Consider the following 15,613-nt stretch of genomic DNA (forward strand, 5'->3'; position numbering starts at 1 on the left):
TGGAGACTGAAGTTCTCCAGATTCATCACTCTGAGGGCAACTTCTCAACTTCACAAGAGAGACAGAGCCAATTGTGGCATTCGGCGCTGGCCGGAATCACTTCGCAAAATCCCTTTTCCGCTCGGCCGCTTTTTGAAGTTCGGTGCAACCGCGCGGGCTTTTGAACCGATCATATGCCTAGGGAAATCGGACTTTGGTCCAGGTGATGGCAGGGCCTCGGTCCAGGCAGGCACCTCGACCGATGGTTAGAAAATCGTTGCACCTCAATCCGATGCGATACGTGCACCTCTTGGCCAAGATTGTTGCTGGAATTGCAGGCTCGTGGGCGAAGCAGCCCCTGCCTGGACAATGGGCACAAAAGACAAAGTTACAGAGGGAGAGACATCATGGTCCAACTGGTCAAGCACGATCTCGAGTTCATCCTGAAGCAGATCAAGATCGCGGAGGCCCATACCGCCGCCATCGACGGAATCCAGGGCGAGAAGACTCCGGAAAAGATCGGCGATGCGCTCCGTGAACAGGTCGACAACCCCTTGCTGCCTTACGGACTGCGCACGGTCGACGGTGCCTACAACAACCTGATCCCCGGCCACGAGTGGAGCGGCTCGGCGGACCAGATCATGCCGCGCCTGCTGAACCCGAAGTACGTCATCGGCGACCGGGCACCTCCCGGGTCGAGCGGCCCCGGCGTTCCCGTCAGCGCCGATCCGACACGCTACGAGGACATTGGTGACGTGTGGGATGCCGATCCGCGCATCATCTCGAACCTGATCTCGGACCAGTCGCTCGACAATCCCGCCATCCGGGCCCTCATCCAGCAGGGCAAGGCCCATTACACCTACGGCACGACGACGAAGGTCCAGGCCGAGGATCTCGAGGTGGTCAGCGGCTTCTACGAGGAGGCAGTCCCAGGCGCGGGGGGGGACGCGGTGATCCGCCTGCCTTCGGGCCAGAGCGGCGCGGTCAGGATCGATGTCGACGTGGAGGGCACGACCCCGGTCTACCATGACATCAAGATCGGCTACCTCGACGAGAACGACGATGCCGTCAGCTTCGAACTCTGGGTCGACGGCGTCAGGGTCGGCACGAAGATGCTGAACGAAGCGACGCCCGGCAACGGTGCCCAGATCGAGAACCTCCGCACCCATACCTTCGAGAACGTGAAGGTCGGTCCGAACTCCGTCGTCGAGCTGCGTTCGACCGCGACCAACCTCGAGTTCTCCCGGCTCGACTACGTCGAAGTGACGCCCAAGTCCGTCATGATCGACAACGTCTCGCCCGACCTCGGCGACACGGCGCCCTTCAACGGATTCTTCACCCTGTTCGGCCAGTTCTTCGACCACGGACTCGACATGGTCAGCAAGGGCGACAACGGCACGGTCTACATCCCGCTCCAGCAGGATGATCCGCTCTACGACCATACCCCCGGTGCGCGCACCAACTTTATGGTCCTGACCCGCGCGACTCCGGTGGTGGGCGCCGGAGCGGACGGAATCGAGGGCAATGAGGACGACGTCCTGCTCGGGCACCGCAACGAGACCACGCCGTGGATCGACCTGAACCAGGTCTACACCTCCAACCCGTCGCATCAGGTCTTCCTGCGCGAGTACGTGCTCGTCGACGGCAAGCCCATGGCAACCGGCCGCATGCTCGAAGGCAGGAATGGCGGTCCGGCCACTTGGGCCGACGTGAAGGAGCAGGCGGCGACCAAGCTCGGCATCATCCTTTCCGACGTCGACGTCCTGCGGGTTCCGGCCGTCCTGACGGACCTCTACGGCGAGTTCGTGCGCGGCGCCAACGGTTTCCCGCAACTGGTGATGCAGGAAGGCGGACCCACGGAAGCCAGCCTTGATGCACCCCTTGCGGCGTCGGAGGCCCATTCGGCCGGACGTGCCTTCCTGAACGACATCGCGCACAATGCCGTCCCGGGATCGTACGACAATAATCGAGACGGCGTGGCTGACGGCGTAAAGGTTGCCGATGGCGACGTCATCGCCGGCAACCGGATCATCCCGAACATGTACGGGAACAACGAGACCTACGACAACGAGCTGCTGGACAGACACGTGATCGTGGGTGACGGCCGCGGCAACGAGAACATCGGCCTGACCTCGATCCACCACGTCTTCCACTCCGAGCACAACCGCGTCCTCGAGGAGACGATGAAGATCGCCATCGAGTCCGGCGACCTGGACTTCATGAACGAATGGCTGCTCGAGGGACGCAAGCTCACTGCGGACCAGTTGTCCGAGGCCAAGGCGGAACTGGATTCACTGCTCGCCGCGGAGCCGGTCAGCAAGGCGGCCTTGAAGGAGTTCTTCGACGGCTTCGGCTGGGACGGCGAGCGCCTGTTCCAGGCGGCCCGCTTCTCGACCGAGATGGTCTACCAGCACCTCGTGTTCGAGGAGTTCGCCCGCGCCGTCGCGCCGGACGTGGACCCCTTCCTGTTCTCCAACACCACCACCGTCGACGGATCGATCGTCGCCGAGTTCGCCCACGTCGTGTACCGCTTCGGCCATTCGATGCTCACCGAGAGCATCGACATGATCAAGTACGATGCTGACGGGAAGCCGATCAAGACCGACATCGGCCTGATCGAGGCATTCCTCAACCCGCTTGCCTTCGGCGATGCAGGCGTAGACCCGAATGCCGCGGCGGGCGCTATCCTGAACGGCATGAGCCGCCAAGTCGGCAACGAGATCGACGAGTTCCTGACGGGCGCCTTACGCAACAACCTCGTCGGCCTGCCGCTCGACCTCGGCGCGGTCAACATCGCCCGTGCCCGCGAGACAGGGGTGCCCACCCTCAACGAGGCCCGCAAGCAGTTCTTCGCCGACACCGGGGACACCCGCGTCAAGCCCTACGAGAGCTGGTACGACTTCGCGCTATCGCTGAAGAACACCGCCTCGGTGATCAACTTCATCGCGGCCTACGGCACGCATCCGTCGATCACCTCCGCCACGACCGTCGAGGCCAAGCGCGCGGCCGCGACCCTGCTCGTCATGGGCGGCACCGATGCCCCGGCCGACCGTTTGGCCTTCCTGAATGCCACGGGAGCATGGGCGAATGACACCGCGCTCGGCGGACTGAACGATATCGACTTCTGGATCGGCGGCCTTGCCGAGAAGAAGATGACCTTTGGCTCGATGCTGGGATCGACCTTCACCTACGTGTTCGAGTACCAGATGGAGCAGCTCCAGGCGGGCGACCGGTTCTACTACCTGAGCCGCGCGCAAGGCCTGAACCTGTTGAATGAGCTGGAGGCCGACTCCTTCGCGCAGCTCATCATGCGCAACACCACTCTCGGTGACGGGAAGTCGACGCATGTCAACGGCGCCGCGTTCCAGACCGCCGACCACATCCTCGAGATCGAGGAACACAGGCAGCTCCACGAAGACCCGGTCCATGACGACCCGATCCTCGGAGGCTTCGGTGACCTCGTGATCCGCAGGGACACCGACAACGACGGAGTGGTCGACTACCTGCGCTATGCCGGCACCGACCACGTCGTGCTCGGCGGCTCGAACCGGGGCGAGACCTTGATCGGCGGCGAGGGCGACGACACCCTGTGGGGCGACGGCGGCGACGACTACCTCGAGGGTGGCTACGGCGTCGACCACCTCCATGGCGGCGACGGCAACGACATCATCGTCGACAGCGGCACCGACATCGGCGCGGCAGACATCATTCACGGCGACGCGGGCGACGACGTCATCAACCCTGGTAGCGGTCTCGACCTCGTCTTCGGCGGCAGCGGCCAGGACTTCATCTACGGCGGCACCGAAGCCAAGGATGTCACCGGCGGCCTGGGGAACGACTTCATCCGCGGCGGCACGGGCATCAGCTTCCTCAAGGGCAACGAGGGCGACGACTGGATCGAGGGCGGCGAGAGCTTCGACACCCTGGCGGGCGAGAACTCCGAGCTGTTCTTCAACTCGACGATCATCGGCCACGACGTCCTGAACGGCCGCGGGAACGACAACGACTACGACGCCGAGTCCGGCGACGACATCATGTTCCAGAACGAGGGCATCGAGCGCAACAACGGCATGGCCGGCTTCGACTGGGCCATCCACAAGGGACACGAGGAGGCCGCCGACTCGGATATGACGGTCTCGATCTTCCAGAACCAGCAGAACAACATCCTCCGGGACCGCTTCGACCTGGTGGAAGGCCTGTCGGGCTGGAAGCACAGCGACAAGCTGACCGGACGCGACGTAGTCGTGGGCGCCTACGACGCCAACGGCAACGCCACGGAGGTCGAGGCGGGGGCGCCGTTCGAGTCTTACTCCAACGCGCTGCTCCAGAAGAACCTTGGCCTGATCGACGGACTCGCCGCCCTCGTGGGGCATCTGGTCCCGGTCCAGGCGATCGGTGCCGATGGTCAGCCCGTCTTCGACAAGGACGGAAGCCCCCTGATGGTCATGATGGACACCACGGACGCCTCCGACATCCTGCTCGGCGGCGGCGGCAGCGACACGATCAAGGGCGGCGGCGGCAACGACGTCATCGACGGCGACAAGTGGCTCAACGTCCGCATCCGGATCGTGAAGGATGGTGTCGCCTACACCACCGACGATATGGACGGGAAGATCTACCTCGAGACCGACTATGAGAAGGGGGCCCCGAAGGCCGGCGCCGAGGCGCAGTTCAACGGCAAGACCCTCCAGCAGACGATGTTCTCTCGCGAACTCAACCCGGGCCAGCTCTCGATCGTCCGCGAGATCGTCGACGGCAGAGCGACCGGGGACGTGGATACCGCCGTCTACACGGACAATGCGGCCAACTACACGTTCTCGGCGAACTCCGACGGTTCGCTGCGGGTCGACCACGTGGGCTTCGACGCGGCCAACTTCCCCAATGCCACCAACCCTGTGTCGGACGGGGCCGATACGCTTCGGAACATCGAGCGGGTTCAGTTCCTGGACACCACCTACAATGTGATCACCGGCACGCCGTACAACGACAACGGCGGTTCGGGAACGAACGACAGGCCACGCCTGGACGGAACCACGGGGGACGACATCATCATCGGCCAGGCGGGTGCCGACATCCTGAACGGCGGAAACGGCAACGACATCCTGATCGGAGGACGGGGTGGCGACTCCGGCAGCTATGCCGACAGCTTCGGCAATGGCTACGGTGGTAATGGGGGAACCCTGACCTTCACGGGCGATTGGACCGAAGGGGGCGGCGAGACGGGCAACAGCCCCAACAATGGTGACATCACCATCAGCGGCGGACGCCTCCGGTTCAACTCATCGGTGGATGGCGGCGAATACGTCCAGCGCTCGTTGAACCTGGCTGGAGCCACATCGGCGACGGTTTCCTTCACCTACGAGGACGTGGGTCTCGGTGCAGGTCAGAACGTCATCGTCCAGGCGCTCAACCTCATCACCGGACAATGGGAGAACCTTCCCGATGGCATCCTCGGCAGCACGACCACCGGCTCCGGCACGTTCACCGCGTCCCTGACGGCCGCCCAGATGGGTGCCGGCTCGGCCATGCGGTTCGTTACCACCGGCGACGGGAACAACTGGGACAATGGCGACAGCTTCTTCGTCGACGACTTCACGGTCAACGTCACGGGGAGCAATCTAGGCATCGACCAACTCAACGGCGGGGCCGGCAACGATACCTATGCGATCAGCGTGGGCGACGGGAATGCGGTCATCCAGGAGACCAGCGGCACCGACCGGATTACGGTCGCTGCCGCGGCACTCACCGGCCTCAACGCCTTCAACACGGCCGGTGACGACCTGGTTATCCACTTCAACGGCCAGAGCGTCACTGTCACGGACCATTTCGCCACGACCGGAGAGGCGGTCGAGACCATCAATCTCGAAGGCTCCACCTATGAGGGCTATGCCTTCGAAGGCGACTATGTCCTGAGCACCGACGACCAGGGAACCCGCGAGGCAATCGCAGGCGTGAACACCCTGCTGGCGGGCACGACCGGAAACAACACTCTCGTCGGCAATACCGGGGACGACCTGCTGTTCGGCCACGACGGCAATGACAACCTCGACGGCGGCTTGGGGGCAGACCTCATGGTCGGCGGCACGGGCAACGACACCTATGTGGTCGACGACGCGGACGACGTGGTGGTCGAGGCGGCAGGCGGCGGCACCGACACGGTGCAGACCACCCTCGCGGCGTATACCCTAGGAGCCAACGTCGAGAACCTGACCTACAGGGGAGGCGGGGCGTTTGCCGGAACCGGCAACGATCTCGACAACGTCCTCACGGGCGGCGCCGGGGTCGATACGCTGGACGGAGGGGCCGGAAACGACACCTACGTGGTCACGGGCGGCGACGTCATCGTCGAGGCGGCGGACGGCGGCATCGACACGGTCGTCTCGACTGGGTCCTACGTCCTCGGAGCCAACCTCGAGAACCTGGAGCTTGAAGGCGCCAACAACACCAGCATCAACGGCACCGGTAACGGTCTGGCGAACAGGATCACCGGCCACGACGGAGCCAATCAGCTCTTCGGCGGGGCGGGCAACGACACCATCAACGGTGGCGGCGGCAATGACCTGATCGACGGCGGGACTGGCGACGACTCCATCGACGGTGGCTCCGGCAACGACACGATCATCGGAGGTGACGGGAACGACACCATCAATCTCAACGGCTTCAATGCAGGCAACGATGTCATCCGTTACACGGCGTCCAACTTCGGCAACGATGTCATCAACGGCTTCGATGCGGTGGGCGGGAGCATCAACACCCAGGATATGATCGACCTGAGTGGTCTCGGGGTCACGGCAGACAATTTCGCGAGCCGTGTCTTCGAGACGGCCGAGGGCACCAGCACGCTGCTGACCATCAGGGAAAATGGACCCAGCTCCACGGTCCTCGGCACAATCCGCATCAATGGCGTCGCGGCCACTGCCATCGACCAGAGCGACTTCATCCTGGCTGCGGCCGCCCCGACCAATGTGATCACCGGCACCAATGCCGGGCAGACCATCAACGGGACGGCCAATGGCGACACCATCAATGCCATGGGCGGGAACGACACCGTCAACGGGAACGGCGGCAACGACGTCCTCAATGGCGGCGAGGGAGCCGACATCCTGAACGGCGGCGACGGGAACGACACCATGGTCGGCGGGACGGGATCGGACAGCGGCCGCTATTTCGACACCTTCGACAGTGGCTACGATGGCAACGGGGGAACCCTTGACTTCACGGGCGACTGGATCGAAGGGGGTGGAGAGTCGGGCGGGACCAACGGCGGCGCTGGAAGTGGTGACATCACCATCAGCGGCGGGCGCCTCAGGTTCAACCAGACCACCGACGGCGGCGAGTTCATCCAGCGATCGATGAACCTCGATGGAGCTACGTCCGCGACGGTCACGTTCGCCTACCAGGACGTCAATCTCGGTGCTGGGCAGAATGTCCTTGTCCAGGTACTCAACCTCGCCACCAACCAATGGGAGACGCTGACCAACGGTATCCTCGGAAGCACGACCACTGGCTCCGGCACGTTCAATGCGTCCCTGACGGCCAATCAGATGGGTGCCGGCTCGGCCATCCGGTTCCTTGCAGAAGGTGACGGGAACAACTGGGACAACGGCGACAGCTTCTACATCAACGATCTCGCGATCAATGTGACGAAGCCGGGCCTCAACGCAGGTGTCGACCAACTGAACGGAGGAAACGGCGACGACACGATCATCTGGAACGCCAACGCGAGCGGCGCGACGGATGGCCGGGACATCGTCGACGGTGGTTTGGAAGGCACGGCCGGAGACACCTTCGTGATCAACGGCAACGCCGAGGCAGAGGTCTACCGCATCTATACACGGTCCGAGGCGGTCGCCGCCGGCATCACCGGCCTGAACGCCAACACGGAGATCGTGGTCACTCGCAACGGCACCGACAACGCGTCGGTCATCGCCGAACTGCGGGAGATCGAGGAAATCCGGATCAACGGCATCGATCCGGCTGGCGATGTCACGATGCCAAACGGTGACAGCATCGAGATCATCGGCGACTTCTCTGGCACCAGCCTGCGGCTCAACACGATCACCATCGACGGCAATGCCGGGGACGACACAGTCGACATCTCGGCCCTGTCCTCGGCACACCGGATCGTGTTCCGCTCCAGCGGCGGCAACGACACCATCGTGGGCACCCTGCGCCCGCAGGACGTGATCGAGCTGCCCGAAGGCACGGTGCCGGAGGACTACGAGATCACGACCGACGAAAGCACGGGCGTGACCACGATGACCCGCGACGGCCACAGCATCTGCTTCACCAGCGTGGGCGGACTGCCGCAGTTCGGTTCTGGAGACGGCCGCGATGAAGAGGAGGAGACCCCTCCCGGCAACGGCGGCGGCGACACGGGGTCGGGCGATGACGAGGATGGCGATGACAATGTCACCAACCCTGGCCATGGCGATGATGACGAAGAGGATGACGGTTCCTGCAGCCATGACGAGGGCGACGATGTTGGGACGGGCAACAACGGGGGCGGCACCACGCCTCCGGTGACCCAGCCCGACACCTCGCTCGGCGCTCCAATCGCCGGCACGAACGCCACCGAGGTCCTGATCGGTACCGTCAAGGGTGAGACGATCATGGCGCTTGATGGCCACGACAACGTGGTTGCGGGAGCCGGAGCGGATGTTGTCCATGGCGGCGCGGGCAACGACTTCCTGAGCGGCGAGGCCGGACGGGACGTCATGTTCGGCGGCGACGGCGACGACACTATGCTCGGCGGCGGTGATGCCGACATGCTATACGGCGATGCAGGAAACGACCGCATCTTCGGCGACGACGGCAACGACCTGATCGACGCCGGAGCGGGCAACGACACGGTCTACGGCGGAGCGGGCAACGACCTCATCGTAGCCTCGGTGGGCGACGGCAACGACGTCTACTACGGCGACGACATGGCAGGCGGCTCGGGCAACGACACGCTCGACATGTCGGCGATCACAGCCAACATCACGGCCAACCTCGGCAGCAACGGTGCCAGCAGCGGCACCGTCACCAGCAGCCAGAGCGGCAGCGACACGATCTGGGGCATCGAGAACATTGTGACCGGATCGGGCAACGACGTGATCACGGCAAGCCGCGCGGTGAACGTGATCGACGGCGGGGGAGGCAACGACGTCTTCCGCTTCCTCTCCGCGGCCGATGCCAACGGTGACACGATCCTCGGCTTCCAGCCGGGCGACCGTCTCGACCTCTCGGCGATCGATGCCAACACCGGGGCGGCCGGCAAGCAAGCCTTCACGCTAGCGAACGGTTCTTCCTTCACAGGACCTGCCCAGCTCGTGATCTCTCACGAGACCCGCGACGACGGGGAATACACGGTCGTCAGCGGTAATACTACCGGGCCCGACGCGGCTGAGTTCAAGATCAGCCTCAAGGGCAACCACGACCTGAAGGCATCGGACTTCGTCCTCTCCTAAGCCCCCACGGGAGGGACGACGGCTGGCGGGCCTCCCTGGCCCGCCAGCCACCCCATACGAGACTGCAACAACACACAACAAGACCACCAGCAGGGACGGGAACTATGCGCGGGACCAGCTTCACCTCGGCCCAGAAGCGGAAGGCAGCGGAAAAGCTGACCCAAGGACTTCGGGGCGTCTTCATCTTTCTCTTCTCCGTGTCCGGCATCATCAACGTCTTGGCGTTGACCGGCTCCTTCTACATGCTCCAGATCTACGACCGGGCGCTAACCAGCGGCAGCGTACCGACACTGCTCGCCCTGTCGGTGCTGGCCGTCGGCCTGTACCTGTTCCAGGGCCTGTTCGACGTGATCCGCTCACAGGTTCTCGTCCGGGTCGGCGCGCGGCTCGACAAGCGCATCGCTCCCTTGGCGCACCAGGTCGCCATCGACATGCCTCGCTTCGGCTTCTCCACGTCCGAGGCGCTCGAACGCGGCCGTGACGTCGACACCGTGCGCGGCTTCCTCGGCGGGCAGGGCCCGACGGCGCTCTTCGACCTGCCGTGGATGCCGCTCTACCTCGCCTTTGTCTACTTCCTACACCCGCTGCTTGGCGCCCTTGTGCTCGGCGGCGCGGTCGTGCTGACGCTGCTCACCATCGCGACCGAGATCATGACCCGGCGGCTCGCGGGCTCGACGCATCAGGCGGCGATCGAGCGCAATGCGATCGCAGACTCCAACGCCCGCAATGCTGAGATCCTCAAGGCCATGGGCATGGCCAAGCGTGCGGTCGCCCGCTTCGACAGGGCCAACGCCGAGCACCTGAGTCTCCAGACCAGGACCAACGACATCAGCGGCACGTTCGGCGCCATTTCGAAGGTGCTGCGCATGATCCTGCAATCGGCGACGCTCGGCCTTGGCGCCTACCTGACAATCCAGGGGGAACTGTCGGCCGGCGCGATCATCGCCTCCTCCGTGGCCTCTGCCCGGGCGCTCGCTCCGGTGGACCAGGCCATCGGCAACTGGAAGGGCGTTGTCGCCGCTCGCACTGCCTTCCAGCGGCTCAAGGAGACGGTGATCGCGCTCGCCGACTTGGACGAGCCTCTCGTCCTGCCCGCGCCCAAGGGACTCCTCCAGGTCGAGCGGATCACGGTGGCGGCGCCTGATTCCGGCCGGGTGCTGCTCAGCGATGTGGAATTCCAGGTCCGAGCCGGGCAGGCGCTCGGCATCATCGGCCCGAGCGGCGGCGGCAAGACGACCCTCGTTCGTGCTCTGACGGGTATCTGGCCCGTGCTGCGCGGCAGCGTCCGCCTCGACGGAGCGGAGCTCACCCAGTGGAAAGACGAGGACCTCGGCCACCATGTCGGCTACCTGCCGCAGGACGTATCCCTTCTCGACGGCACCGTGGCGGAGAACATCTCGCGCTTCGATGTGGAGAACGACTCCCGTGCCATCGTGGCGGCGGCGCAGGCCGCGGGCATCCACGAGATGATCGTGCGCCTGCCCGACGGCTACCGCACCAAACTCGGCGCACAGGGGGCGGCCCTATCGGCTGGACAGCGCCAGCGCATCGGCTTGGCTCGCGCGCTCTACAAGGATCCGTTCCTGGTAGTGATGGACGAGCCGAACTCCAACCTCGACGGCGAGGGCGAAGCCGCCCTGACCGAGGCGATCAAGACGGTGCGGGCCCGGGGCGGCATTGCCCTAGTCATTGCCCATCGTCCAAGCGCCCTAGTGGCCGTCGATCTCGTGGCGGTCATCCAGAACGGGCGCCTGACCGCCTTTGGGACGAAGGACGAGATCATCGGCATCCGCGGGACCATCGACGCAGCGGCCGCTCGGACAGCGGCCCCTGCACCCGTACCGTCGCCTCTAACTGCGAGGGCAATGGCATGATCATCGACGTCAAGGGCACGAAGGGCGCAGGGCAGGCCCACGAGGCGGAAACCCGCCAGCGCTACGAGCTGAAAGAAGTCAGGCCCTCGAAGATGCCGCTGGCGTTTGGAGCATTGATCCTCGGCATCGCCGCCTACCTGAAGAGCGCGATGCCAAGCTGGGGCCGGCTGCCAGAGCAGGACGAGCCTCCTTTCCGGCCAGAGGAGGCTGAGGAGCCCCGCCTCAAGCTCATCGAGACCGGAATGAGGGCCGACCCTCTCGAGCAGGGCGACGCACCGGAGGAGGCCGAGCCGCACCGGATCGGGTCGGGCACACCCTTCGACAACCGTCTGACGGAGCCAACCTTCCTGATGGTTGACTCGGTGCCGCCTCCCTCCGTGCAGCCTTTTGCGGCGAAGGCAGACGTGAGCCATCTGGCAACGTTCCAGGGTGCGCTCCTCGTGGCGAACGACAATGTCGCTCCTACCCGCGCGGGATCCCCGGATGCAAGCACCGGCGGCTCGGGGTCCCGCGGGAGTGCCCCCTGGGATCATCCGTCCAGTGACGACCGGGAACACGACGACACTCCCAAGCATTCCAATCCGCTTCCAAAGCCGGCCGATGACGATCCGAAGACCCCGGAGACCCCGGCCAACCGGGCGCCGCGGACGAGCGGCCCGGTTTATCTGCGCGATGTCGCCGGTTGCGCGGCCGTCCTTATCGCCCTGTCGGACCTGCTGGCGAATGTCTCGGACCCGGACGGCGACGCCCTGTCGATCAGGAACCTGAAGGTGTCTTCAGGTGCCATCACCTGGACCGCGAATGGCTGGCTCTACGACGTCAGCGGTCTTGGTCCGGTGACGGTGACGTACGAGATCACGGACGGCAAGGCGACGGTTGTCCAGCACGCCTACTTCTCGGTGATCCGGAACGCGATTGTCGGGACGGACGGCGACGACATGCTCATCGGCACCGCTTGCGCCGACGATATCCAAGGGCGCGGCGGCAACGACATCATCGACGCACGGGCCGGGGACGACCTGATCGACGGTGGGGCCGGAGACGACCACATCATGGGAGGCGCGGGCGACGACATCATCCATGGCGGAGCCGGCAACGACATCATCTTCGGCGGCGCGGGTAACGACCAGATCTCCGGCGGGGCCGGCGACGACCGCTTGTTCGGCGACGACGGCAACGATACCGTCTTCGGCGATGACGGTGACGACCAGATCCACGGCGGCAACGGCAACGACGCCCTGTTCGGCGGGGCCGGGAACGACATCGTCAACGGTGATGCGGGCGACGACAGGATCGAGGGCAACGCCGGCCATGACGTTCTCCACGGCGGCGACGGCAACGACGTGGTCTCAGGTGGTGACGGCAACGACAGAGTCGAGGGCGGAAAAGGTGCCGATCTCCTCCTCGATGGTGCGGGCCGCGACACCGTCTCTGGCGGCGAGGGCGACGACCATGTCGTCGTCGCCCTCGACGGCGATCGGGACGTCTACGACGGCGGGGTCGGGACCGACACCCTCGACCTGTCGCTCACCGGGAGCGGAGTGGATGTCGACCTCGCCGAAGGCTCCGCCAACGGCTGCGAGATCGGCGACAACGAGATCACCGGCTTCGAGGTCGTCCAGGGTGGAGCGGGTGACGACACGATTGCTGGCTCCAGAGGTAACGAGACGCTCTCGGGCGGGGCAGGCAACGACACGATCACGGACGGGGGCGGCCAGGACATCGTGTCAGGCGGAGCCGGCAACGACATTATTCGCGCCGCAGCCGACAGCGACGATGACGTCTTCGATGGCGGCTCCGGTTGCGACACGCTCGACTACTCGTCTTCGCAAAGCGGGGTCACTGTCGATCTCACCCAGGGATTGGCCAGTGGCTGTGACATCGGCAACGACACCATCAGCGGCTTCGAAACCGTGGTCGGCGGCTCGGGCGACGACCACTTCATCGTCGGCCAGCAACCCGTCGTCATGGAGGGCGGCGACGGAAACGACCTGTTCGAGTTCGCCCCGCCGCCTCCGGTGAACGCCTGCGCGCCGATCCTCCACGAGATCGTCGACTTCAAAGCCGGAGACCGGATCAGGATGTCGAAGTACGACCTGTTCGAGAAGGTCTTCGACAAGCTCGAGGACCAGTTCGAGAGCATCTACGGCGACAAGGTCGCCGAGGATGATGCTCGGATCCGCTTCAGTCACGAGCGTTCGGAGAGCATCGACCGGACAGTGATCGAAGCCGATCTTAATCGCGACGGAATCTACGAGACCAGCATCCATATCGACGGCCATAGAGCCATTGTCATCGTCGAGCACGCCTAACTACGACAACGACCGCAGGCTTTAAGCCACGGCACCAGGGAGACAGAACATGAGCAAGCACGCCGGGACGAACAACGACGACTTCCGCCTCGGGAACCGCGTGACAGCCGGGATCGCCCTCGGGGCATTGCTGGTGGTGGGCTGTGGTGGCTGGGCGGCTGTAGCTCAGATCAACGGTTCGGTGATTGCGCAGGGCACCGTCAAGGTCGATCAAAACCTAAAGGTGATCCAGCACCGGGACGGCGGCATCGTCAGCCAAATTTCAGTACGGGAAGGCGATGTTGTCCAAGCCGGGCAAGTGCTGCTGCGGCTTGACGACGTGCAGACCAAGGCCGAACTCTCAATCGTTCGCTCGCAGCTTTCGGAGCTCGTGGCGCGGCGGGCTCGGCTGCTCGCGGAGCGCGACGGATTTGATGGGATCCCCGTGCCACAGGAGGGGGCCTTTCTCGTGTCAGAAGCCGATCTCATCTCCTACGGAGAGCTGCGACTGTTCGAGGGCAACCGAGCACACCGGGAGAGCCAGAAGGAGCAACTCCAAGCTGAGATCACCCAGCTCGAACAGGAGATCAAAGGACTACAGTTCCAACAGGTCGCGAAGGTGCGTGAACTCGACCTAGTGAGCGCCGAGCACGGCAAGCTCAAGGGCCTCGCCGATAAGGGGTTGATCGAGGGATCCCGGATGTACGGCATCAACCGGGATGTCGCCCGGCTAACGGGCGAGGTAGGCGAAGTCGACGCCAGCATTGCCCGTGCTCGCGCTCGGATGAGCAGCATCAGATTGCAGATCATCTCAATCGACGAGAACGCCCGTACCGAGGCGCAGCGCGAATTGAGCGCGGTCGCAACTAAGATCTCCGAACTCAATGACCGTCGCATTGCCCTTGAGGACCGCTTGTCGCGGACGGACATCCGGGCGCCACTGTCCGGGATCGTCAACGAACTCTCGGTCCACACCGTTGGTGGCGTTATCACTCCAGCCGAGACTCTGGCCACGATCGTGCCCGAGAAGGCGACGCTCAAGATCGAGGCCAAGCTTTCCCCTGTGGACGTGGACCAAGTGTTCGTCGGCCAGTCGGCGAAGCTGCGCTTCTCTGCCTTCAACCAACGTACGACACCAGAGGTAAAGGGCGAAATTGCCTATGTGTCCGCGGCGGCAACACGCGATCAAGCAACCAACACCACCCATTACCTGGCCGACCTTAAGATAGATCCGGTAGAGTTTGAGAAACTGGCCGGTCTCCCCCTCAAACCAGGCATGCCGGTGGAGGTGTTCGTGGCCACCCAGGACCGGACTGCGATCTCATATCTCACCAAACCGTTCACAGACCAGTTCGCTAAAGCCTTCAGAGAAGAATGAGATTGCCATGAGGTAAGCGGCAACTTTTGGAGAGACTGACCGGATGCGCTGCTTCTTGCATCTTGTGAAGGGCAAGGTCGCACTGACAGACGATATCGGCGTTGATGCCGTTGATATCGGGGCCGCTGCTGCCGAGATCCTAATTGCCCTTCGCGACCTGCGTGCAGCAGATCCAGATGCGGAGAACGACTGGCACGGCTGGAGCCTCGAAATCGTTGATTGTATGGGCTACGTCCGAGGCAGGATTAGCCTTGATGAGCCGGAAAACATGAGTACCCTGCAAGGGCATAACGGCTAGACCGACCTATAATTCAAGGAGGTGCAAGAAAACTATTCAGCACCTTCTCGGCGCTGCTTCGCTCGCGCGGAACGCCTCTTCCTGGCACGTGTCGGTCGTCTGTCTTGTGGTGCTAGTAACGCAAGACAGACGTTGCTTCTTGACAGGCGATAGGCCGAGAAATTGGGCCCAATTGCGCGAACCCAGGATGCCAGCAGCCTCGCGGGTCGGCTCGGTGATCTCAAACTGAACGGCCGGACGGTATCCGATTGTGTGCGTCAAGTTCTGCAAAGTGGGGCGGCCGGTCAGGCTGGCTAAGCGGCTTCGCGAAGAGTGCTTTTCTTGTGCTCCTTGAGATCCTC

The 15,613-nt window shown here is 64.0% G+C and carries 5 protein-coding genes; all 5 read left to right on the forward strand.

The annotated features are described in order from the left end of the window. The first annotated feature begins 386 nt into the window (after nucleotides 1-386). Nucleotides 387-9,431, forward strand: coding sequence for a peroxidase family protein (locus BLP10_RS22090; RefSeq protein ID WP_091139658.1), 9,045 nt, complete (start codon nucleotides 387-389; stop codon nucleotides 9,429-9,431). A gap of 104 nt (nucleotides 9,432-9,535) precedes the next feature. After that, nucleotides 9,536-11,305, forward strand: a complete 1,770-nt coding sequence (locus tag BLP10_RS22095; RefSeq protein WP_091139660.1) for a type I secretion system permease/ATPase — start codon at nucleotides 9,536-9,538, stop codon at nucleotides 11,303-11,305. Next, on the forward strand, nucleotides 11,302-13,617 hold the full coding sequence (locus tag BLP10_RS22100) for a cadherin-like domain-containing protein (protein WP_091139663.1): 2,316 nt from the start codon (nucleotides 11,302-11,304) through the stop codon (nucleotides 13,615-13,617). The genes BLP10_RS22095 and BLP10_RS22100 overlap by 4 nt, the downstream gene beginning before the upstream one ends. A gap of 49 nt (nucleotides 13,618-13,666) precedes the next feature. Then, a complete protein-coding gene (locus BLP10_RS22105; protein ID WP_091139666.1) occupies nucleotides 13,667-14,974 on the forward strand; it encodes an HlyD family type I secretion periplasmic adaptor subunit in 1,308 nt (435 codons plus the stop codon). Nucleotides 14,975-15,017: 43 nt separating this feature from the next. Beyond that, on the forward strand, nucleotides 15,018-15,272 hold the full coding sequence (locus BLP10_RS22110) for a DUF6894 family protein (RefSeq protein ID WP_091139669.1): 255 nt from the start codon (nucleotides 15,018-15,020) through the stop codon (nucleotides 15,270-15,272). The last annotated feature ends 341 nt before the right edge of the window (nucleotides 15,273-15,613 follow it).

Origin of the sequence: Microvirga guangxiensis (assembly GCF_900102135.1) — a bacterium.
GTDB classification, from domain to species: Bacteria; Pseudomonadota; Alphaproteobacteria; order Rhizobiales; family Beijerinckiaceae; genus Microvirga; species Microvirga guangxiensis.

Bases quoted from the DNA above. Each gene is read 5' to 3' on its own strand.
- BLP10_RS22090 (WP_091139658.1), top strand. From the start codon at position 387: ATGGTCCAACTGGTCAAGCACGATCTCGAGTTCATCCTGAAGCAGATC.
- BLP10_RS22095 (WP_091139660.1), top strand. From the start codon at position 9,536: ATGCGCGGGACCAGCTTCACCTCGGCCCAGAAGCGGAAGGCAGCGGAA.
- BLP10_RS22105 (WP_091139666.1), top strand. From the start codon at position 13,667: ATGAGCAAGCACGCCGGGACGAACAACGACGACTTCCGCCTCGGGAAC.
- BLP10_RS22100 (WP_091139663.1), top strand. From the start codon at position 11,302: ATGATCATCGACGTCAAGGGCACGAAGGGCGCAGGGCAGGCCCACGAG.
- BLP10_RS22110 (WP_091139669.1), top strand. From the start codon at position 15,018: ATGCGCTGCTTCTTGCATCTTGTGAAGGGCAAGGTCGCACTGACAGAC.